The following is a 24,906-nucleotide window of genomic DNA, read 5'->3' on the forward strand; positions in this document are numbered from 1 at the left end:
CGGAGTCGAACTCGACGGCAGGTTCACGAGATACCGAATTCCTTGCCGAGGAGATCGAACATCTCCTCGTCCGTCGCGGAATCCAGTTCAATGTCACGGTCGGTGGCCGCGCCCCAGTGGGCCAGCAGGCTCTTGATCTTCGCGGCGACCTCGGCGCCGGCCACGTCGCTCGGGGACAGGTCGGACAACACCGCTTCGAGCCTGTTCAGCTCGTCGAGCGCGGGCGTCGTGTCGTCCTCGGTCTCGCCCTGGACGAGTTGGGCCCGGACATGGCCGGCGAGCGCCGCGGTGGTCGGATAGTCGAAGATGACCGACGCCGGGAACGGGACGCCGGTGGCGGTGGCCAGCCGGTTCCGCAGCTCCACCGCGGTGAGCGAGTCGAAGCCCACCTCCTGGAAGGTCCGCGAGGGGTCGACAGAGGCGGGCTTCGCATGTCCCAGCACAACCGCCACGTGGGTACGGACCAGTTCCAGCACCGCCCGATCGCGCTCGATCCGCGACATGCCCCGCAGCCGGGTGGCGAATTCCTCGACCGGTTCCATGGGAGGAGTGGCGATCGTCAGCAGTTCGCTCAGCAGCGGGCTCGGCCGTACGGCGGTGAACCGGGAGCCAAAGCTCGACCACTCCACATCCGCGATCATCATCGTGGTCTCGTCCGCGACCAGTGACTGCTGCAGCGCGGCGATCGCCAGATCCGGGGGCATTCCGGGGAGCTGTCGCTGAGCCGCCCCCATGCCGCTGTCGGCCCAGGCTCCCCAGGCCAGAGACGTGGCCACCAGCCCCTCAGCCCGGCGCCGCTGGGCCAGTCCGTCCAGAACGGCGTTGGCCGCCGCATAGCTCCCCTGGCCCGCGTTACCCATCGTCCCCGCAGCCGACGAGAACAACACAAAGGCATCCAGGTCCCGACCCCGCGTCAGCTCATCCAGATACCGCGCCCCCGCGACCTTGACCCGCATCACCTCCCGGATCCGCTCAGACGTCAACGACTCCAACACGCCGTCGTCCAGCACACCCGCCGTATGAACCACCACACGCAAATCCGCAATCCCCGCCACCAACGCCGCGACCTCGCCCCGATCAGCCACATCACACCCCACCACCGACACCACCGCACCCAGCTCCTCCAACCCCGCCACCAACTCCGCGACGCCGGGCGCCTCGGCCCCCCGACGACTCGCCAACACAATCCGCTGCACGCCAGCTCCCGCCAGCCAACGCGCCACATGACCGCCCAGCGCACCCGTGCCCCCGGTGACCAAAGCAGCCCCACGACCACGCCACTCGGCGGACGTGTCCGCCGCCGGTGCCAGCCGGGTCAGCCGGGCACCCCACGCCCCAGCGGCACGGACCGCCACCTGGTCCTCCCCTGTCCCTCCACTCAGGACCCGACACAACCAGGACCCGACACCCTCATCCACGACCGGCGGCAGATCGATCAACCCACCCCAACGATCCGGATGCTCCAAGCCGATCACCCGACCAAGCCCCCACACGCCCGCCTGATCCGAATCGACCACATCCCCGTCGACCACCGAGACCGCACCCCGAGTGACACACCACAGCGGCGCAGTCGTACGCAGCGTCTGCAACAAGAGGACGGTCTCCTCGACAGGCAGCAGCGACACCACACCCGCCGCGGCCGGGACGGTGTCCGGCGCCGCGACCTCTGCGAGTTCCGCGGCCTCTGCCACCGTCACCATCCGTGCCTCGGCCCCCGCCGCGCGCATCGCACCCATCAGGTCATCGGCGCCGCCGCCCGGCTCGACCACCAGCAGCCATGTGCCGGTGAGGACGGACTCCTCGGAGACCCCCGGAATCGGCGCCCACCCGAGCCGATACCGCCAGCCGTCGATGACCGATTGCTCCTGCCGCACCCTTCGCCATGCCGCCAGAGCGGGCAGAGCCGCGCTGAGCGGCTGCCCGGCGTCGATACCGAACGAACCGAGATCCCCGCGCTCGACGGCATCCCAGAACGCCGCGTCCACCGCGCTCGTCGCAGGCTCAGCCGAGGACGGCTCCAGCCAGAACCGCTCACGCTGGAACGCATACGTCGGCAAATCAACACGCCGAGCACCCGGAAACACCGCCGCCCAATCGATCTGGACGCCCCGGACATACAGCCCACCCAAAGCGGCCATCGCGGTAAGGGGCTCCGGACGATCCGGACGGAGTACGGGCAGTCCGTCGCCATCGGCCAGTGCGGTCAGCGTGCCATCGGGCCCCAGCTCCAGGAAGGAACCGACGCCCAGCGCACGGAGTGTGTCGAGCCCGTCAGCGAACCGGACGGTCTCCCGCACATGACGCACCCAGTACTCCGGGGAGCACAGCTCCTCGCCCGCCACCACACCGGATACGTTCGACACCACCGGCAAGTTCGGGGTCCGGAACTCCACCGACCCAAGCACCTCGCCGAACTCCGCCAGCATCCCGTCCATACACGACGAATGAAACGCATGACTCACCCGCAACCACCGCGTCCGCACCCCCCGGCCAGCCAACACACCCGCGATCTCAGCGACCTCATCCTTATCCCCCGAGATCACCACCGACTCAGGACCATTCACCGCCGCAACAGCCACACCCCCGGTCAACAGCGGCCGCACCTCACCCTCCGAAGCCGCCACCGAAACCATCGCCCCACCCGACGGCAACGCCTGCATCAAACGACCCCGAGCAGCCACCACCCGCGCCGCATCCTCCAACGACCACACACCCGCCACACACGCCGCAGCCAACTCACCAATCGAATGACCCAACAGGTAATCCGGCTTCACACCCCAGGACGACACCAACGCGAACAACGACACCTCAAGCGCAAACAAACCCGCCTGCGTATACGCCGTCTCCCCGATCAACCCCGCGTCATCACCCCACACCACCTCACCCAAAGGCCGCTCCAAATACCGGTCCAGCTCCCCACACACCTCATCCCACACCCCCGCGAACACCGGATACGCCTCATACAACCCACGCCCCATCCCCAACCGCTGCGACCCCTGACCCGCAAACACCACACCCAACCCACCACCAACCGGAACCCCCACAACCACCGAACCCTCCAAAGCCCCGAGCAACCCCGCACGATCCGCACCCACCACCACCGCACGATGCGACAACGCAGAACGAGCAGAGGCCAATGACCACCCCACATCCACCGGATCCAGATCGGGATTCCGCTCCGCGAAGGCCCATAGCCGTACGGCCTGCGCCTGCACACCCGCCTCGTCCCGGGCCGACAACACCCAAGGAATCGCCGGGAGTTCGATCCGCTCCGGCCCTGGCTCAGGTTCGCCCGTCGGGTCGGAGGCCTGCTCCAAAATCACATGGGCGTTGGTACCGCTCGCCCCAAAGGATGAGACTCCGGCGCGGCGGGGCCGTCCGGCCTCCGGCCACGCCGTCTGCTCGCCCAGGAGCCGGACCGCGCCGATGGACCAGTCCACATGGGGAGTGGGCTCATCGATGTGGAGGCTCTGCGGCAGCACACCGTGGCGCATCGCCATCACCATCTTGATCACACCGGCCACACCCGCCGCCGCCTGCGTATGACCAATGTTCGACTTCACCGAACCCAACCACAACGGCCGACCCGGATCCCGATCCTGACCGTACGTGGCCAACAGAGCCTGCGCCTCAATCGGATCACCCAGCGTCGTCCCCGTACCGTGCGCCTCCACCGCATCCACATCCACCGCCGACAAACGGGCATTCGCCAACGCCTGCCGGATCACCCGCTGCTGCGACGGACCATTCGGCGCCGTCAACCCATTCGACGCACCATCCTGATTCACCGCCGAACCCCGCACCACAGCCAACACCCGATGCCCATTGCGCTCAGCATCAGACAACCGCTCCACCAACAACAGCCCCACACCCTCGGACCAACCCGTCCCATCCGCACCAGCAGCGAAGGACTTGCACCGGCCATCGGCAGCCAGCCCGCCCTGGCGCGAGAACTCCACAAAAACCTGCGGAGTCGCCAGTACGGTGACTCCGCCCGCGAGCGCCAGCGAGCACTCCCCGCGCCGTAGCGACTCGCTTGCCAGATGCAGCGCCACCAGCGACGACGAACACGCCGTGTCCACCGTCAGGGCAGGCCCCTCCAGACCGAACGTGTAGGCCAGCCGCCCCGACGCCACGCTGCCCGCGATGCCCGTGCCCCGATAGCCCTCGATGTCCTCCGGGACATCGGCGAGCCACGAGCCGTAGTCGTGGTACATCACGCCCGTGAAGACCCCGGTCCGGCTGCCTTTGAGCGTGTCGGGGGCGATTCCGGCCCGCTCGAACACCTCCCAGGCCGCCTCCAGCAGCAGCCGCTGCTGGGGATCCATCGCCAGCGCCTCACGCGGCGAGATACCGAAGAACCCGGCGTCGAACTCAGCGGCGTCATAGAGAAATCCGCCGTCTCGGGCGTACGAGGCACCGGCGCCGTCCTTGGCTCCGGCGGCCAAGGTCGCCAGATCCCAACCCCGGTCCGTGGGCAGCGCGGAGACCGCGTCAGTGGCCGAGTCGACCAGGCGCCACAGATCCTCAGGAGACTCGACACCCCCGGGGAAGCGGCAGCTCATACCCACGATCACAATCGGATCGTCGTCGTCGACGACCGGCAGCGGCGCGGTCGGGGCGACGGCGGGCAGAGAGCCCCATACCTCCGCCAGCACACGCTCGGCCAGCAGCCGGGGGGTGGGGTGATCGAAGACGGCGGTGGCCGGCAGCCGTACGCCGGTGGCCGCGCTGATCCGGTTGCGCAATTCCACCGCGGTGAGCGAGTCGAAGCCGATTTCCTGGAAGGTCCTCGAGGTGTCGATGGATTCCGCGGAGACGTGGCCGAGGACACCGGCCACGTGTTCCTGCACCAGGCCGACGACCCGGTGTTCCCTTTCGGCCTCCGTTGCTCCGGCGAGTTGGTGCCGCAGTCCGGCCGGGGTACCTCCGGTCCCGGCTGCCCTACGGACGGGGGCGGTGACCAGGCCGCTCAGGATCGACGGCAATGTGCCCGCGGCAGCCTGTTCCCGCAACGCCGGCATGTTCAGAGGCGTGGCCAGCACCATCGCCTCATCGGCGACGAGCGCCGCGTCGAACAGGGCCAGTCCTTGTTCGCTGCTGATGCTCGTCCCCACGGACCGGGAGATCCTCGACAGTTGCACCTCGGCCAGATCGATGGTCAGTTCGCTGCGTTCTTCCCAGAACCCCCACGCGATCGACACCCCCGGCAACCCCTGTGCCCGCCGATGAGCAGCCAACGCATCCAGGAACCCATTCGCCGCCGCATAACTCCCCTGACCCGCATTCCCCAACACACCCGCCGCCGACGAGAACAACACAAACGCCGACAGATCCAACCCACACGTCAACTCATGCAAATACCAAGCCCCCAACGCCTTCGGCCCCAACACCCCAACCAACCGCCCCCCATCCAAAGAACCAACCACCCCGTCATCCACCACACCCGCCGCATGCACCACCACACTCAACCCCTCAACCGACCCCACCAACTCCGCCACCGCACCCCGATCCCCCACATCACACGCCACCACCCGAACCCGCGCACCCAACCCCTCCAACTCCCCAACCAAACCCCCAACACCCGGCGCACCCCACCCCCGACGACCCACCAACACCACCTCACCCACCCCATACACCGACACCAAATGACGCGCCACCAAACCACCCAACAACCCCGTCCCACCCGTCACCAACGCCACACCACCCAACACAGCGCCACCGCCCACAACACCACCACCCACACCCACCAAACGCGGCACCCACACCCGACCCCCACGCACCGCAACCTCCGACTCCCCCAGCCCCACCACATCCGGAACCACACCCCCAACCCCACCAACACCCACACCCTCACCCACATCCACCAGCACAAACCGACCCGGATGCTCCGACTGCGCCGACCGCACCAACCCCCACACCGCACCACCACCCACATCCACCACACCCTCCCCACCCACAGACACCGCACCCCGCGTCACCACCACCAACCGCGAACCCCCAAACCGCTCATCCCCCACCCACAACCGCAAAACCTCCAACACACCCACCACATCAACCCCCGACAACACCACACACCCCGGCACCACCCCACCCAAAGCAACCTCACCCCACTCCACAAACGACCCCACCCCACACACACCCACATCCACCCACTCCACCCGATACAACGCATCGCGGCTGCCGACCCCGGCGTCAGCGAGCTGTGCCTCCGGAACGGGTCGGAGTACCAGGGAGTCCACCGACAGGACCGCCTCACCCGCCTCATCGGTCACCCTCAGCGACACCGCGTCCGGCCCGACGGGCGCCAGCGCCATCCGGACGGCGGACGCGCCGACCGCGTGCAGCCTGACTCCGCTCCAGGAGAACGGGAGATACGCCCCGCCGTCGTCGGTGATCAGGCCGCCCAGTCCGACGCCGTGCAGCCCGGCGTCGAGCAGAGCCGGATGTATCGCGCAGCGAGCCGCATCACCTCTCGCCTCCTCCGGTACCACCGCCTCGACGAAGACCTCGTCTCCCCGGCGCCAGGCATCCCGCAGCCCCCGGAACACCGGCCCATACGCATACCCCCGCTCCGCCAACGCCGCATAAACCCCCTCCACCCCAACCCGCTCCGCACCCACCGGCGGCCACACCTCCACACCCGACACCTCACCATCCGCCACCCCCAACACACCCACCGCATGCCGGACCCACTCACCCTCCCGACACGAAAACACCGACACCGACCGACGACCACCCTCACCGGCACCGCCCACCGAAACCTGAACCTCGACCTCACCCCGCTCCGGAAGCACCAACGGCCCCTCCAACGTCAACTCCTCAACCACCCCACACCCCAGACCCAACCCCGCCTGCAACACCAACTCCACAAACCCCGTCCCCGGGAACAGGACCACACCGGATACCGAGTGTTCGGCCAGCCACGGCTGACCGGCCAGCGAGAGCACGCCGGTGAGCAGAGCACCTCCGGAATCGGGCAACGGAACCACCGCACCCACGAGCGGGTGGTCGACCTCGGCCGAACCGGGTGTCGACCGGAGGGGAGCGGCCCAGAAGCGCCGACGCTGGAAGGCGTAGGTCGGCAGGTCGATGGCGTGCGCGTCCAGCCCGGCGAACGCCGCCCGCCACTCCACCGCGACGCCCCTGACATGCAACCGGGCCAGCGCGGTGAGGAAGGAGACCAGGCCGCCGTCGTCGCGGCGCAGCGATCCGGTCAACACGATGTCGGTGTCGACGGCGTCGGCGGTGTCCTGGATGCCGATGGTCAGCACCGGATGCGGACTGGCCTCGACGAACACCGTGTGCCCAAGCTCCAGCAGCCCCTCGACCGTGGACTGGAACTCCACGGTCTCGCGCAGATTCCGGTACCAATACCTGGCATCCAACTCCGTGGTGTCCATCAGCCGCCCGGTCACCGCCGAATAGAACGGCACCCGCCCACTACACGGCTCCACACCCGCCAGAGCCTCGGCCAGCTCTTCCCGGATCTCCTCCACCTGCACCGAATGCGAGGCGTAATCCACCGGAATCCGCTTGGCATCCGGAAACTCCGCCAGCACCGCGTCCAGCACGTCGACCGCACCGGACACCACTGTGGACGCCGGACCATTCACCGCCGCCACCGACAACCCCGGACGATCCCGCAACCGATCAGCCGACACCGGAACCGACACCATCCCACCCCGGCCCGACAAGGCGAGCAGCGCCTTACTCCGCAGCACCACCACCCGCGCCCCATCCTCCAGCGACAGACCACCCGCCACACACGCCGCCGCAATCTCACCCTGCGAATGACCCACCACCGCCGACGGCACCACACCAAACGACCGCCACAACTCCGCCAACGACACCATCACCGCCCACAACACCGGCTGCACCACATCCACCCGACCCAGCGCCGCCTCATCGCTCAGCACATCCCACAGCGACCACTCCACCAACGGAGCCAGCACATCGGCGCACTCACCCAACCGCCCCGCGAACACCGCCGAAGACTCAGCCAACTCCAACGCCATCCCGACCCACTGCGACCCCTGACCCGGGAAGACGAACACCACGCCACGGTCGGCCCCGACCGCGCCCGTGACCTCCACCGCGTCCAACCCACGTCGCAGTGCGGCGAGGTCCGTGCCCACGACGACGGTGCGATATGGCAGCAGCGCACGCGTAGACGCCAGCGACCAGCCCACGTCGGCCAAGTCGAGGGCGGGATTGTCGTCGACGAAGGTCCGCAATTGTTCGATCTGCGCCCGCAGACCCGCCTCGCTCGCGCCCGAGAGCACCCAGGGCACCGCCACCGGCGCCACGCGATCCTGGCCGCTCTCGGCAGGCGCCTCCGGTGCCTGCTCCAGGATGACGTGGGCGTTGGTGCCGCTCACTCCGAACGCCGACACCCCGGCGCGACGCGGTCGGTCTTCCCACGGCCACTCGGCCGACTCCGTGAGCAACTCCACCGCGCCGGTGGACCAATCCACATGCGGGGTCGGCTCATCCACATGCAACGTCCGCGGCAGCACCCCGTGCCGCAGCGCCATCACCATCTTGATCACACCGGCCACACCAGCAGCCGCCTGCGTATGACCGATATTCGACTTCACCGAACCCAACCACAACGGCCGACCCGGATCCCGATCCTGACCGTAGGCGGCCAGCAACGCCTGCGCCTCGATCGGATCACCCAGCGTCGTTCCCGTACCGTGCGCCTCCACCGCATCCACATCCACCGCCGACAAACGAGCATTCGCCAACGCCTGCCGAATCACCCGCTGCTGCGACGGACCATTCGGCGCCGTCAACCCATTCGACGCACCATCCTGATTCACCGCCGAACCCCGCACCACCGCCAACACCCGATGCCCATTGCGCTCAGCATCAGACAGCCGCTCCATCAGCAGCATGCCCACGCCCTCGCCCCACCCCGTGCCGTCCGCCGCCCCGGCGAACGCCTTGCACCGCCCGTCCGGCGCCAGCCCACGCTGGCGCGAGAACTCCACAAAAGTGCTGGGCGTCGCCATCACCGTCACGCCACCCGCGAGCGCCAGCGAACACTCGCCCCGCCGCAGCGCCTCACTCGCCAGATGCAATGCCACCAGCGAGGATGAACACGCCGTGTCCACTGTCAGAGCGGGGCCCTCCAGACCCAGCGCGTAGGCGATACGACCGGACATCACGCTGGTCGCGGCACCGGTCAGGGCATACCCCTCGTCCGATGCCGATGGATAGCCCTGCGCCCAGCCGCCGATGAACACACCGGTCCTGCTGGATCGCAGGGAGGTCGGCGCCATCCTGGCGCGCTCGAGGACCTGCCACGCCGACTCCAGCAGCAGTCGCTGCTGAGGGTCCATCGCCAGCGCCTCACGCGGCGAGATACCGAAGAGCTCCGGGTCGAACTCCGCGGCGTCGTAGAGGAATCCGCCGGTACGCGCATAGCTGGTGCCGGACCGGTCCGGATCCGGGTCGTACAGCGCGTCCGCGTCCCAGCCGCGGTCGTCGGGGAAGTCGCAGAGCACTTCCCGGCCCTCGCTGACGACTCGCCACAAGTCCTCGGGGGATTGGATGTCTCCCGGGAAGCGGCAGCTCATCGCGATGATGGCGATCGGCTCGTCGAAGGCCACCGAGCCGACGGGCGCAGCCTCCTCGGCGGAGGGCACCGCGAGGGAGCCCGACCGGTCGCCGAGCAGTTCCGAGCACAGCAGGTCGGCCACCGCCCGACAGCTCGGGTGGTCGAACAACAAGGTGGCCGGGAGGCGCAATCCCGTACTCGTGTTCAGCCGGGTCCGCAGCTCGACCGCCGTCAGCGAGTCGAAGCCCAGTTGCCGGAAGGGCACCGTCGGGTCGATGGCCGCCGGGTGGCGATGGCCCAGGAGTTCGGCCGCTTGCTCCCGTACCAGATCCACCAGCATCCGGTCCTGATCGGCCGCGGGCACCCCGGCCAGTCGCCTCCGCAATCCGGCGCGGTCACCCGCCACCGCCGGGGCACCGGAGTTCTTGCGCAGCTTTGGCAGTTCGCTCAGCAGGGGGCTGGGCCGACCGGCCATGAAGGCCGGGCCGAAGGTCTCCCAGCCGACGTCCGCGATGACCGGGCAGGGCTCGTCCGATCCGACGACGTGGCGCAGCGCGGCGACGGCCGACTCCGGCCGCATCGGGCGCAGGCCGATGCGGTTCAGCCGCTCCTCGTCCTCGGGCGCGAGGCTGCCGCCCCAGGTGCCCCATCCGATCGAAGTGGCCGGTAGGCCGCGTGCCCGGCGCCGCTGTGCCAAACCGTCGAGCAGGGCGTTCGCCGCCGCGTAACCGGCCTGGCCGGCGCCGCCCCAGACCGCCGCTGCCGAGGAGAAGAGGACGAACGCCTCCAGCGACGCGTGGTCGAGCAGCTCGTCCAGGTGCAGAGCGCCGGTGACCTTGGCGTCGAAGACGGCGGCGTACTCGTCGAGAGCCGCCCCGATCGAACCGCCGAACCGTACGGTTCCCGCGAGATGGACCACGGCGGTGAGGTCCGGTACCGACGCCAGCACTTCGGCGAGAGCGGCCCGGTCGGTCACATCGCAGGCCGTCGTGGTCACTCGTATGCCGAGCGCGGTCAGTTCGTCTTCCAGCGCGGCCGCCCCCGGGGCCTGCGGGCCGCGACGGCCGAGCAGCACCAGGTGCTCCGCGCCGGCTTGGGCCAGCCATCGTGCCACGTGTGCGCCCAGCGCACCGGTACCTCCGGTGATCAGAACCGTGCCGTGCGGGCGCCATGCGTCGGCCGGTCCGGTCGTGGCCGCCGGTTCCAGCCGTCGGCCCAGGGTCGCGGAAGGCCGGACCGCGACCTGGTCCTCGCCGACCGTCTCGGCGAGCACCGCGACGAACCTCCGCAACACCTGTGCGTCCCACTGTGTGGGCAGGTCGATCAGCCCGCCCCAGTGCCCGGATCGCTCCAGCCCGGCCACCCGTCCGAATCCCCATACCGCCGCCTGGGCGGGGTTGGGTTCCGAATCCCCCGGCAGGGCCGCGACGGCTGACCGGGTGACACACCACAGCGGAGCCTCGACCTCGGCGGCGGTGAGCGCACACAGCAGCTCGACAGTGTGCGCCATCCCCAGGGACAGGGCCGCATGGGTCGGATGCGGACGCTCGTCGAGGGCCAGGAACGAGACGACACCGGAGATGTCATCGGATCCCACCACATCCGTCAGCAGCCCGGTCAGGCCCTGACGCTCCGCGTCATACGGCACCTGGAGGGTACGGACTCGCGCGCCACCCTGCTCGGCCAGCGCCCGGGAGCCGGCCATGGCCCGCTCGTCTCCTTCGGGGACCACCACCAGCCACGTGCCCCGCAGCGTCGGGGTGTCCATCCCGGGCAGTGGCCTCCAGGCGATCCGGTATCGCCACGCCGACTCGGCCGACTCGGCAGTGCCCGCTCCAAGCCAGAACCGTTCCCGCTGGAAGGCGTACGTCGGCAGCTCGACGGGCGAGACACCGGCGAGGAGCGGTCGCCAGTCGATCCGGACACCGCGCACATGGAGCTCGGCCAGGTGGCTCAGAAGCCGCTGGATCGTGCCATCGTCACGACGGAGGGACCCCACGACGACGGTGTCGATGGCGGTATCAGTGTCGGTGGCGTCGGCGGTGTCCTGAATGCCGATGGTCAGCACCGGATGCGGGCTGGCCTCGACAAACACCGTGTGACCCTGGCGTATGAGGGTCTCAACGGTGCCCTGGAACTCCACGGTCTCGCGCAGGTTCCGATACCAGTACCCGGCATCCAGCTCCGCCGTGTCCATGAGCCGCCCGGTCACCGTCGAATAGAACGGAACCTGCCCGCCCCGCGGCTCCACACCCGCCAGAGCCTCCGCCAGCTCTTCCCGGATCTCCTCCACCTGCACCGAATGCGACGCGTAATCCACCGGAATCCGCTTGGCCTCCGGGAACTCCGCAAGCACCGCATCCAGGACCTCATCCGCACCGGACACCACCGTCGACGCCGGACCGTTCACCGCCGCCACCGACAACCCCGGACGGTCCCGCAGCCGGTCGGCGGACACCGGGACCGACACCATCCCACCCCGACCCGACAAGGCCAGCAACGCCTTACTCCGCAGCACCACCACCCGCGCACCATCCACCAGCGACAAACCACCCGCCACACACGCCGCCGCAATCTCACCCTGCGAATGACCCACCACCGCCGACGGCACCACACCAAACGAACGCCACAACTCCGCCAACGACACCATCACCGCCCACAACACCGGCTGCACCACATCGACACGGCCCAGCGCCCGCTCATCCGCCAGCACATCGAACAGCGACCAGTCCACCAACGGAGCCAGCACATCGGCGCACTCAGCCATCCGCCCCGCGAACACCGACGAGGACTCCAACAACTCCAACGCCATCCCGACCCACTGCGACCCCTGACCCGGGAAGACGAACACCACGTCTCCGGATGCTCCGGTGCCCCGTACCACTCCGGGCGCGGGTATCCCCTCGGCCACCGCGTCCACACCGCGCAGCAACTCGTCGCAGTCAGCGCCCACGACCACCGCGCGGTGCGACAACGTTGTACGTGTCGATGCCAGCGACCATCCCACCTCTGCCGGGGTGGGACGGGGACCACGTGCCAGGAAGGCGCGGAGCCGCTCGGCCTGCGCCCGTAGCCCCGCCTCGCCCTGACCCGACAACACCCAGGCGACCGTAGCGGCTTCGGGGCCACCTTCCCCGATGGGATCGGTCGGCTGAGCGGCCTCCGGGGCTTGCTCCAGGATGACGTGCGCGTTGGTGCCACTCACTCCGAACGACGAGACGCCCGCTCGGCGCAGACCACCGGTCGTGGGCCACGGCATTGCCTCCGTGAGCAACTCGACCCGGCCGCCGGACCAGTCGACATGTGGCGACGGCGCATCCACATGCAGCGTCTTGGGCAAGGCGGCATGCCGGATCGCCATCACCATCTTGATCACACCGGCCACACCCGCCGCAGCCTGCGTATGACCGATATTCGACTTCACCGACCCCAACCACAACGGCCGACCCGGATCCCGATCCTGACCATAGGCGGCCAGCAACGCCTGCGCCTCGATCGGGTCACCCAACGTCGTCCCCGTGCCATGCGCCTCCACGGCGTCCACATCCGACGCCAAAAGCCCCGCGCCGGCCAGCGCCTGCCGGATCACCCGCTGCTGCGACGGGCCATTCGGCGCCGTCAACCCATTCGACGCACCATCCTGATTCACCGCCGAACCCCGCACCACAGCCAACACCCGATGCCCATTGCGCTCGGCGTCCGACAGCCGCTCGACCACCAGCATCCCGACGCCTTCGGCCCACCCTGTGCCGTCCGCCGCCGCCGCGAACGCCTTGCACCGCCCGTCCGCCGCCAACCCCCGCTGTCGGGAGAACTCCACGAACATCGCCGGTGTGGCCATCACCGTCACTCCACCCGCCAAGGCCAGCGAGCACTCGCCCGCCCTCAGCGACTGCGCTGCCAGATGCAATGCCACCAGCGACGACGAGCATGCCGTATCCACGGTGACCGCCGGACCTTCGAGGCCCAGGGTGTAGGACACCCGGCCCGAGGCCACGCTCGCCGCGGTGCCGGTCAGCCGATAGCCCTCGGCCGCGTCTCCGGCATCCGCCGCGTAGCCGGCCGACGAGGCTCCGATGAACACACCTGTGCCACTGCCCTTGAGGTGCCCCGCGGGAATCCCCGCCTGTTCCAACGCCTCCCACGCCGTCTCCAGCAGCAGCCGCTGCTGCGGGTCCATCGCCGCGGCCTCGCGCGGGGATATGCCGAAGAACCCGGCGTCGAACTCGGCCGCGTCGTACAGGAATCCGCCGTCGCGTGCGTACGAGGTACCGGGGTGGTCGGGGTCGGGATGGTAGAGGCCATCGAGGTCCCAACCCCGGTCGGACGGAAAGCCGGAGATGGCGTCTTCGCCGTCGGCCACCACTCGCCAGAGATCCTCCGGCGAGTGCACCCGGCCGGGGAACCGACAGCCCATCCCCACGATCACCACCGGATCGCCACTGTCGGGCGTCGGCTCCGTGGCGGGCACGGTCCGCTCATCCACCCCGCCGTGGAGCCTGCGGTGCAGATGCTCGGCGAGTGCGGCGGGCGTCGGATAGTCGAACAACAAGGTGCTGGGCAGAGGGAGGTCGGTCGCCTCGCCGAGCCGTTCGCACAGCTCGACGGCGGTGATCGAGTCGAATCCCAGTTGCTTGAAGGTTCGCTCGGCGCCGATGGCCGCCACCGACTCGTACCCGAGTACGACGGCCGCGTGCGCCCGGACCATGCCGAGCACCTCGCCACCGCTCCGGCCCAGGTCCGAACCCTCAGGCCCGGAGGTGGCCTCAGGCCCTGAAGTGTCCTCAGGCTCGGAGATGACCGCAGGTCCGGGCGTGGCCCGGCGGCTCTCGGGGCCGGAGGGGGAAATCCAGTACGACTGCCGCTGGAAGGCGTACGTGGGCAGCGGAATCCGCCGCCCCCCGGACACCAGCGGGTCCCACACCACCTCGGCGCCCGAGACATACAGCTCGGCCAGCGCGGTGACCAGGGCCAGTGGCTCGGACCGGTCGCGGCGGAGGGTGCCCACCAGCGTCCCGGGCCTGGTCAGGCAGTCGCGGGCCAGGGTGGTGAGCGCCTTGTCCGGGCCCAGCTCCACGATGGTGGTGACGCCTTCGCCTTCCAGAGCGCGGATGCCGTCCAGGAACCGTACGGTCCGGCGGACATGCCGTACCCAGTACTCCGGGGAACACAGCTCTTCCGCCGTGGCACGGCTGCCGGTCACATTCGATATGAGCGGTATTCGCGGCGGCCGGTACGTGAGGCTCTCGGCGATATGCCGAAGCTCGTCGAGGACGGGGTCCAGATGCGGCGAATGGAAGGCGTGACTGGTCCGGAGCCGCTTGGTTCTGCGTCCGCGGTGGCTCCACTCCGTCGCGAGGTGGAGTACGGCCCGCTCATCCCCCGAGATCACCGTGGCGGCCGGTCCGTTGACCGCGGCCACACAGATCCGAGCGCTGTCGTCCGACGCCTCGCCCGTCATGAGCGTCCGGGTGACCTCGTCCTCGCTCGCTTCGAGCAGGACCATGGCGCCCGGTTCCGTCACGGCCTGCATCAGCCGGCCGCGGGCGGCGACGAAGGCGGCGGCGTCCGCCAGCGACAGCACACCGGCGACATGGGCGGCGCTCACTTCGCCGAGGGAGTGGCCGATCAGCACGTCCGGTACCAGCCCGAAGTCCTCGAGCAGCCGGAACAGCGCCACCTCCACCGCGAAGAGTCCGGCCTGGGCGTACACCGTCTGGTCGAGCAGCTCGGCGTCGTCGCCGTGGATGACGTCCCGAAGGGGCCGGTCCAGGTGTGCGTCCAGCGCCGTGCACACGGCGTCGAGAGCGTCGGCGAACACGGGGAAGGCGGCGCTGAGTTCGCGTCCCATGCCGAGACGCTGGGATCCCTGGCCGGCGAAGGCGAAGGCGAGCCTTCCCGCCCTCGCCGTGCCGGTCACCAGGCCCGGCGCCGTGCCGCCTTCGGCGAGGGTGTCCAGGCCGGGTGCCGCGTCGGTGGCCGCCCCGGCGATGAGCACCGCGCGGTGTTCGAAGGTGGTCCGGATCGTGGCGAGAGAGAAGGCGAGGTCGGTGAGGTTCGGCGACCGCTCCAGATACGGCCGTAGCCGCCTCGCCTGGCCCCGGAGCGCGGCCGCGGTCGTCGCCGACAGCGCAAGCGGGACCGGGATGCAGACAGGAAGCGGGGCCGGGGCCGGGATCGGGCGCGGGAGGGCCCCGGGCTCCGGGTGTGCGGAGGCGTGGGAGGGGACCTCGGCGGGTGGTTCGGCAAGCACCACATGGCAGTTGGTGCCGCCCATCCCGAACGAGCTGACGCCGGCGATCAGGCGCTTGTCCGCCTTCGGCCACTCCCCCGGTGCGAGGCGCATTTCCAGGTTGAGCTCGCCCAGGGGGATGCGGGGATTGGGCGTGCGGTGATGGAGACTGGCCGGTAGCTGACGGTGGTGGATGGCCAGTGCCGTCTTCAGCAGTCCGGCGATACCGGCGGCGGCTTCAAGGTGGCCGATGTTGGTCTTCACCGAACCAAGCTGCACCGGCCCCGTCCCGGTCCGGCCGAAGACGGCACCCAGGGCCGCCGCCTCGACCGGGTCGCCGAGCGCCGTTCCGGTGCCGTGCAGTTCCACGTACTGCACGGAGCCGGGTGAGACCGCGGCCCGCCGCTGGGCCAGCCGGAGCACCTCTTGCTGACCGCGGGGGTCGGGGGCGGTGAGCGACGTACCGCCGCCGTCGTTGTTGACCGCGCTCCCCTCGATCACGCAGTAGACGGTGTCGCCGTCGGCGAGGGCGTCGGACAGCGGTTTCAGGACGACGATGCCACCGCCCTCGCCCCGCACATAGCCATTGGCGCGGGCGTCGAAGGTGAAGCAGCGGCCGTCCGGGGAGAGCGCGCCGAACGCGGCGATATCGGCGGCGGTTTCCGCGGAGAGGTTCAGGTTCACCCCGCCCGCCAGCGCGAGCCACGACTCGCCGCGACGCAGGCTTTCCACGGCCATATGTACCGCGACCAGGGAGGATGCCTGGGCCGCGTCGACGGTCACGCTCGGACCGCTCAGGCCGAGCACATGGGAGAGCCGGTTCGCGATCATGGCGCGCTGGGTGCCGGTCAGCGTGTGGTGCGAGCGGCCGCGGGCGCTGATCAGCGAGGCGTAGTCGGCGGACCCGGCGCCGATGAACGCGCCGACGGTGGCTCCCCGCAGGGTGGCGGGCACGATGCCCGCGTCCTCCAGCCCTTCCCATCCCAGCTCCAGTATCAGCCGCTGCTGGGGGTCCATCGTCACGGCTTCGCGTGGCGAGATGCCGAAGAACGCGGGGTCGAAACGGTCGACGTCGTCGATGAAGCCGCCGTGGCGGATGGCGGGCGGCATGGACGGGTCGTCCGTCCACCGCCCGGCGGGCACCTCGCTGACCGCCGAGACGCCCTCGCTCAGCAGCCGCCAGAACGCCTCGGGGTCGGATGCCTGCGGAAAGCGGCAGGACATTCCGACAACGGCGATGGCCTCGTCCGGTTCCATGCTGTTCCTCGGGGCGGAATCGTCTGCGGGACGGTCTGCCGGACCGTTCGCCGGATCACCTGCGGGACCGCTCTCACCTGCGGGGTCGCTCGCGGATCCGGTTGCGGGGTCGTCGTTCACTGATCGCGACCTCGGACCTGCCACACCTGCGAGACCGACCGTCCGGGGTCCGCGGCGGCCGTGGAGACCACCGCCACCACGTCGTCGCAGAACCGCTCGATCGTGGCACGGTCGAAGAGGGAGGTGCTGAACAGCACGGTGCCGGCGAGGCCGCCGTCCTCCGCGCTCTCGTACAGGTCGATCTCCATGTCCACGTTGACCGTCACCGGTGGGTGGGTCATCAGGAACGGCTCGGCGGTCAGCCCGGTGAGCATGAGGGGCCGCTGTGGGGTGTTGACGATCTGGAAGATCACCTTTACCGGCGGATCGTCCGAGAACCGCGTCCCGGCGTGGCCGCCGGTGGGTGCGTCCGAGTGCTTGAGTACGGAGACGAACGGCACGTCCTGGTGGGTAAAGGCGTCGGACATCGCATCACGCACCGTGGCCAGCAGTGTGCCGAAGTCCGTGGCGCCGGAGACCTCGGTGCGCAGCGCCAGCATCTTGGAGACGAGGCCCACCACGTTCTCCAGTTCGTCCCGGCCACGGTTGGCCATGGGCACGCCGACGAGGACGTCCTGGTTGTCCGAGCGGGCGGACATGACCACCTTCAGCGCGGTCAGCAGCGTCATGTACAAGGTGGCGCTGCACGATTCGCCCAGCCGCCGGGCCGCCTCCACGGCGTCCTTCGGCAGTCGCCAGTGGTAGATGCCGCTCTCGTACCGGGCCGACGTGGCGCGGGGCCGGTCGGTGGGCAGTTCGGCAGGTGTCATTCCGTCGAAGTGCCGCTGCCAGTAGTCGAGTTGGCGTCGCAGCAGATCCCCGCGCAACCACTCGCGCTCCCAGTTCGCGACATCGGCGTACTGGACGGGCACGGGTGGCAGATCGGGTTCGGCGCCGCGCAGCAGGGCCGAGTACACGATGGACAGATCGCGGACCAGCACACCTTGGGACCAGCCGTCGGTGACCAGATGGTGCAGGGTGAGCACCAGCACATGGTCGAGCTCGGCCAGGCGCAGCACGCGCAGCCTCGCCAGTGGGCCGCTCGTGAGGTCGAAGGGCCGTGCCGCCTCCTGTCCGGCCAGTACGGAGGCTTCGGCCTCGTCGTCCGCCTCGGCCACCTCCACCTGGACCGGCACATTCGGCCGGACCACCTGGAGGTATCCGCCGGCTTCCCTGACGAAGGTGGTGCGCAGGGCCTCGTGCCGGTCGATCAGCAGGTCCATCGCCCGCCGCAGGCAGTCGAGGTCCAGTTCGCCCGACACCCGCACGGCCATGGGGATGTTCCAGTGCCCGGCGTCGAGGACATCGCCGAAGAAGAGGTCCGTCTGCTGCTGTGCGAAGGTGAGGGGAACGGCCTGATCGCGCCGTGTGGGGACCAGCGGCGGCAGCTCGGGTTCGGGAACGGACCGGGCCGCGGCGGTGAGCGTGGCCGCCAGTTCCCTGGGGGTGCGCTGCTGGAAAACGGTCTTCAGCGGTACGTCGATGCCAAGGGCGGTCCGGAGCCTGGCGACCACCCTGGTGGCGATAAGGGAGTGGCCGCCCAGTGCGAAGAAGTCGTCGTCGATTCCGACCCTGGTGGCGCCGAGCAGATCCGCGTAGACCCGGCAGACGGCCTCTTCCCCGGGGGTGCGGGGGGCGACGTAGCCGACCTCGAGCACGGTGCGCAGGTCGGGGGCGGGCAGCGCCTTCCGGTCGATCTTGCCGCCGGAGGTCAGGGGCATGGTGTCCAGCAGGACGAATGCGGAGGGCACCATGTATTCGGGCACCGCGGACTCGACATGCCGGCGCAGGGTTTCGGTCAGCCGGTCGTGCCGGTCCGCGGCGGTGGCATCGGCCACCACATAGGCCACCAGCCGCTTGTCGCCCGGGGTGTCCTCACGCACCATCACGGCCGTGTGCAGCACATCCTGGTGCCTGGCGAGGATGGCCTCGATCTCGCCCGGTTCGATCCGGAAGCCACGGATCTTCACCTGGTCGTCGATCCGGCCGAGGTATTCCAGGTTTCCGTCGGGCAGCCAGCGCACCAGGTCGCCGGAGCGGTACATCCGCGATCCATCGCCATGGAACGGGTTCGCCACGAACCGGGAGGCGGTCAGATCCGGGCGGCCGAGATAGCCCCTGGCCAGGCCCGCTCCGGCCACGCACAGCTCACCGGGCACCCCCACGGGGACGGGTCGGAGCCGCCGGTCGACGACATACACCCGGGTGTTGCCGATCGGGCGGCCGATGGGGGCGGTGAGCGGCCACTCGGCCACCTCGGCGGGGAGCGAGTAGGAGGTCACCACATGGGCTTCGCTGGGACCGTAGTGGTTGTGCAGCCGCAGCTCGGGGCGGCGGGCGCACAGCTCGCGCAGGTCGTGGTGGAGGGAGAGGGGTTCACCGGCCTGTGAGAGATGGCGCAGCGCGGCCAGCTCGGTGCCGTGCGGATCCACCTCCTCGGAGATCGCCCGCAGCATCACGTTCGGGACGAAGAGCTGGTCGATCTGGTGGGCGTGGATCCATCGGGCGAACTCCACGGGGTCCATGCGCAGTTCTTCGCCGGGGACGACGATCGTCTCGCCGTACAGCAGCGCCGAGAAGATCTCCTGCAGCGAGATGTCGAAGGTCAGCGTGGCGAACTGGGCCGTCTTGGCATCGGGGCCGATCGGCAGGGCCTGCTTCTGCCAGGCCACCAGGTTGAGCACACAGGAGGCGGGCATGAGGATGCCCTTGGGGACTCCGGTGGAGCCGGAGGTGTAGATGACATAGGCGAGGTTCTGGGCGCTGGGCCGTGCCGTGGGCGGGGTCAGGGGCCGCCCGGTGAGCGATTCGCGCTCGGCGTCGAGCAGGATGAGCCGGATCCCGGCCGTCCCGGCCTCCGTTTCGGAGGGCTTTTCGAGCAGGCTGCTGAAGCGCTGTTGGGTGACGGCGACGGTCACCCCGGCGTCGGCCAGTACGAACTGGATGCGGTCCCGGGGGTGGTTCGGGTCGATCGGCACATAGGCCGCTCCGAGCTTGAGGATCGCGAGGATCGCCACGATCATCTCGGCGCCGCGGTCGACACAGAGTCCGACCAGGGTCTCGGGGCCGATCCCCCGGCTCTCCAGCAGGTGGGCGAGCTGGTTCGACCGCTGGTCCAGCTCGGCGTAGGTGATGCGGTCGCCGCCGCTGATCACGGCCACCACGTGGGGGCGGCGCTCGGCCTGGGCGGTGAAGAGCGCGGGCAGCGATCCGGCCGGTACGGGGCCCGTGGTGTGGTTGAACTCCTCCAGGACCTCTCCGCGCTCGGCGTCGTCGAGCGGGGAGATCTCCGAGATGGGCCGGTCCGGCTCGGCCAGAACACCTCGCAGGACGACGGTGACATGGTGCAGCAGCCGTTCGACGGTGCTCCTGTCGAACAGGGCCTTGCTGAAGACGACATGACCGAGCACTCCGTCCTCGGTCTCGACGAGATGGACCTCCAGGTCCATGCGCGTGAGGATCCGGCCGTGGTCGTAGGGCTCGGTCTCCGCGCCGGGCAGGGCGAGCCGCTCCCCCGGCACGTTGATCATCTGGAAGAGCACCTGCACCAGCGGGTTCCGGGACAGGTCCCGCTCCGGGTGCACCTGCTCCACCAGATACTCGAAGGGCAGATCGCCATGGGCGAAGGCGCCGGCCGCCATGTCCCGGACCCGTGCCAGCAGTTGGCGGAAGGTGGGGTCGCCGGACAGGTCGGTCCGCAGCACCACGGTATTGACGAAGAACCCGATGAGGCCCTCGACTTCGGCGCGGCCCCGGTTGGCCACGGGAGTGCCCACCGTGATGTCGTCGCTGTCCACATACCGGCCCAGGACCAGTTGGAAGGCGGCCAGCAAGGTCATGTAGAGGGTCGCGTTCTCACCGGCGCCCAGCCGGCGGGCGGCCTGGATCAGTTCGGCGGGCAGCTCCCAGCGCACCGCGTCGCCTTCCTGGCGGGCGACCGAGGGCCGGGGCCGGTCGGTGGGCAGCTCCAGCGCGGGCGCCATACCGTCGAGCCGCTTCGTCCAGTAGTCGAGCTGGCGGCGCAGGGTCGGACCGGACAGCCAGTCGCGCTCCCACTCCGCGTAGTCGGCGTACTGCACGGGCAGCGGCGGCAGTACGGGCTCCCGCCCGGCCTCGAGCGCCTCGTACGCGGCGGACAGCTCGCCCACCACAATGCCCTGTGACCAGGCGTCCGTGGCCACATGGTGCACCGTCAGCAGCAGGACGTGGTCGTGGTCGTCCAGCCGCAGCACCTTGGCCCGCAGCAAGGGGCCGGTGCTCAGGTCGAAGGGCTCGGTGATCTCCGCTCCGGCGAGCTGCCGGACCGCGGCGAGCCGCTCCTCCTCCGGGCCGTCGGGCACCGATTCGATCCGCACCGGGACGGGGGCGGGGGGCTGGATCGACTGCACCGGTTGGCCGCCGGTCTCGGTGAAGGTGGTGCGCAGCGCCTCGTGCCGGGCGACCACCAGCGAAAGGGCCCGGGAGAGATGAGCGACGTCCAGGCGGCCGCGCACCCGCACCGCGAACGGGAGGTTGTACGAGGCGTTGCCGGGCTCAAGCTGGTCCAGAAACCACAGTCGTCGCTGCGCGAATGACGCCCTCAGCTCCCGGTCCCTGGAGACCGGCACCACACCCGTGGATTCCTTTCGCCTGGTGCGCTCGAAGAGATTGCTCATGGCCGCGCTGAGGCCTTGGGATTTGGGCGCGCCTGATTGCCCCACAACACAGCCTTCCCCGACGACTGATGGAAATGGTTTTGCGCGTTTATTTCGCTGATACTGCGACTGATGCTTGCACAGTTGTGGCGCGGACGCCGTTTAAAGGGAAGTCAGCACGGTGCACAAGTCGGCACCGGTGCACCATCGCCCGGGCCCGCGCCGGTATTTCGACGTGCGGCACATCGAGATACGGAGTGCGGGGAAGCAGGCCCGTCGGCTGAAACTCGCCGGGTGAGCGGCGTCGATATCCGACGCGAGCATCCGGCGCACCTCGAACTCTTCGGAGCGGGCGGGCGGTTGAGCGACAGCCTGCGCACCGGTGCCCACCAGGCTCTTACCGGATTCGTAAGGCGGCAGCCATGCGGTGACGCCAGGGCCGGGCAGGGGATTTCCGCGAAATCCGCCACGCTGCGGCGAGATGTCGCTTTCCTCGCGATCCAAGACAGCATTTCCTGAGGTCGACCGATCGGTCAATCGGTCCATTAAGACATCACGCGCTACCAGCCGCGCGATCCTGGTGATATCGGATGCGCGCAACGCCAAAACACTCACCACAGCCCCCGTTCGCCGTCCAGCGAGTCCCCTGAGGTGAACCTAGATCGTTGGCTGATCCGCTGTCAACCCGCACCTTTTCGGCGATAAATAGCGGGAGTTGCCGACCTGCGCGAACTCACCGGGCCGCATGATCCGCCGGTCGGCGGTGACGCGGTGATTTCGGTCACCACGCCCATTTCGGCGTCCAGGCGCCGGTGTCGCGGTGGCCGGGCGGCGCGGCGGCGAGGTGGTCGCGGAGCACGGTGAGGGCGGGATGCGGGTTGTCGCGGTGCCGGATCAGCGAATGCGGATAGACCGGGGTCGGGTGGCGCACCGCGATGCGCCGCAGCCCGTAGTCGGCGGGCCAGACAAGGCGGGTCAGTTCGCCGACGAAGGTCGCCAGCGTCGAGGAGTCGGCGATCGTGTCGAGGAGCGGCTCGGGCCCGAAGTACGGGCCGATCGCGTCGATGGTGATCCCGAACGCGGCGGCGAGGTCGTCGTAGTAGGCGGCCCATTCGGTACCGGGGACGATGCCCGGCATCCAGATCCGGTGTCCGGCGAGCTCGGCGGGGGTGACCTCGCGGGCGGCGGCGAGCTCATGGGACGGTCCGGTGAGGAGCTGGATGGGCTCGTCGTGGACCCGGGTGGCCTCGATGCCGCCGGGGAGCCGCCGGGCGGGCACGGTCACCGCCCGGAACGACGCGTCGATCGTGCCGGTGCGCACGGCGGCGATGGCCGCGTCGGCGTCGAAGAGGGTCACCACATCGAGTTCGACCTCGGGGTGCGCCTGGTGGAATCCGCGGAGCAGATCGGCCGGTGCGAGCCGCCGCCCGATCACATCGACGCGCAGCGCGCGGCGGCCGGGGCGTACGGAGGCGGCGGCCCGCTCCTCGGCCCGCAGAAGCTCCCGGGCGTGGGGCAGGAACGCCTGCCCGTCGATGGTGAGCCGGGCTCCGCGCGCGGTACGGGTGAACAGCCGCACACCGAGCTCCTTCTCCAGCGCGGCGATGCGCTTGGAGACGGCCTGCTGGGTGATGGACAGCTCGGCGGCCGCCTCCTGGAATTGGCCCGCGTCCGCGACGGCGACGAAGGTGCGCACGGCCTTGAGGTCCACGTCGGCCACCTTAGCCGCACAACTCCTGGTTGTGGCATGTCGAGGGCGTTGTTTGAACCGCCCGCCGCGGCTCGCTTGGATATCGCCCGTTCTATGTGAGGTTCTTCGGGCGGGACGGCGAGGAGGAGTGCGCTGCACATGGGGTCGAGGCGGAAGCTGGGGCGGCAGTTCGGATGGCTCTGGGGGGCGTACGCGGTCAGCGCGTTCGGCACCTGGCTCGCGTTCGACGCGTTCCCGATGATCGCGATCATGGTGCTCCATGCCGGGGCGGCCCAGGTGTCGCTGCTGGCGGCCGCGGGACTCGCGGTGGGCGCGGCGGTGGCGCTGCCGCTCGGGCCGTGGATGGAGTTCCGCCGCAAGCGGCCGGTGATGATCGCGATGGATGTGGTCCGGTTCGCGGCCCTGACGACCGTCCCCGTCCTGTTCCTGCTCGGCCGGCTCACCTTCGCCCAGCTCGTGGTCGTGTCGGTCGTCGTCTCCGCGGCCGACATCGCCTTCACCACGGCCAGTGGGGCGTGTCTGAAGGGGCTGGTGCCGCGGGAGGACCTGCTGGTGGCGAACGCGCGGTTCGAGTCCACGGCCTGGACCGCCACCATGCTCGGACCACAGATCGGCGGGGCCGCGATCGGGCTCTTCGGTCCGGTGATGACCGTGGCGGCCAATGCGGTCAGCTTTCTGCTCTCCGCGGCGGGGATCCGGGCGATCGGCGACACGGAGCCACGCCCCGCGCGCACCGGCCCGCCGCCACGGCTCCGGGCCGGTGAGCTGCTGGAGGGCTGGCGGTGCATTCTGACCCACCCGACGCTGCGCCCGCTGTTCTTCAACCAGGTCCTGGTGGGCGGGCTGATCATGGCGACCGCGCCGCTGCTCGCCGTCCTCATGCTGAGCAGCCTGGGGTTCGCGCCCTGGCAGTACGCCATGGCCTTCACACTGCCCTGCATCGGGGGTCTGATCGGCTCCCGGCTGGCTCCCCGGCTGTCGGAACGGTTCGGGCGGCACCGGGTCATGCTGATCTCGGGGGCGCTGCGGGCGTGCTGGTTGCCGGGGTTGGCCTTCGTCCGCCCCGGTACGGCGGGACTGGTGCTGGTCATGGTGGTCGAGCTGGGGCTGATCTCCTGCATGGGCGTGTTCACCCCGCTGTACGCCACCTATCGGCTCGACCGGACCCCGGCGGACCGGGTCGCCCGTACCCTCTCCGCGTGGTCGGTCTCCAGCAAGGCCACCGTCGCGACCCTGACCGCCCTGTGGGGTCTGCTGGCCGCTGTCACCGGCCCCCGGATCGCGATCGCCATAGCCGGACTCCTCAGCCTGGCGACCCCGCTCCTCCTCCCCCGGCACGAGCACGACGCGTCCCGATCCGAGCAGGAACCGGCGCCGAGCCACACCTGATCCGCGGTCTGCATGACCA

The 24,906-nt window shown here is 69.7% G+C and carries 5 protein-coding genes; 1 reads left to right on the forward strand and 4 read right to left on the reverse strand.

The features are described from left to right. Window positions 1-23: 23 nt before the first annotated feature. The 4 genes from STRVI_RS55635 to STRVI_RS25125 all read right to left on the reverse strand — a co-directional run bounded on the left by STRVI_RS55635 (window position 24) and on the right by STRVI_RS25125 (window position 23,498). Window positions 24-17,054, reverse strand: coding sequence for a type I polyketide synthase (locus STRVI_RS55635; protein WP_014058439.1), 17,031 nt, complete (start codon window positions 17,052-17,054; stop codon window positions 24-26). A 116-nt stretch (window positions 17,055-17,170) separates the two neighbouring features. Next, window positions 17,171-21,808, reverse strand: a complete 4,638-nt coding sequence (locus STRVI_RS25120) for a non-ribosomal peptide synthetase (RefSeq protein WP_014058440.1) — start codon at window positions 21,806-21,808, stop codon at window positions 17,171-17,173. Between the two features lie 141 nt (window positions 21,809-21,949). Beyond that, entirely contained in the window at window positions 21,950-22,291 is a 342-nt protein-coding gene (locus STRVI_RS52155) for a hypothetical protein (RefSeq protein WP_150112917.1), read from the reverse strand. A 277-nt stretch (window positions 22,292-22,568) separates the two neighbouring features. Continuing rightward, window positions 22,569-23,498, reverse strand: a complete 930-nt coding sequence (locus STRVI_RS25125; protein WP_014058441.1) for a LysR family transcriptional regulator — start codon at window positions 23,496-23,498, stop codon at window positions 22,569-22,571. Between the two features lie 138 nt (window positions 23,499-23,636). Between STRVI_RS25125 and STRVI_RS25130 the strand changes: the two genes are divergently transcribed. Next, window positions 23,637-24,887 carry an MFS transporter gene (locus STRVI_RS25130; RefSeq protein ID WP_014058442.1) on the forward strand — a complete coding sequence of 417 codons (1,251 nt, stop codon included), beginning with the start codon at window positions 23,637-23,639 and terminating at the stop codon, window positions 24,885-24,887. Window positions 24,888-24,906 lie beyond the last annotated feature (19 nt).

This window comes from Streptomyces violaceusniger Tu 4113, from assembly GCF_000147815.2.
Classification (GTDB): domain Bacteria; phylum Actinomycetota; class Actinomycetes; order Streptomycetales; family Streptomycetaceae; genus Streptomyces; species Streptomyces violaceusniger_A.

What these genes read in the sequence shown, in the direction of transcription:
- STRVI_RS55635 (WP_014058439.1), bottom strand. Translation starts at nt 17,054, where the DNA reads ATGGAACCGGACGAGGCCATCGCCGTTGTCGGAATGTCCTGCCGCTTT.
- STRVI_RS25120 (WP_014058440.1), bottom strand. Translation starts at nt 21,808, where the DNA reads ATGAGCAATCTCTTCGAGCGCACCAGGCGAAAGGAATCCACGGGTGTG.
- STRVI_RS25130 (WP_014058442.1), top strand. Translation starts at nt 23,637, where the DNA reads ATGGGGTCGAGGCGGAAGCTGGGGCGGCAGTTCGGATGGCTCTGGGGG.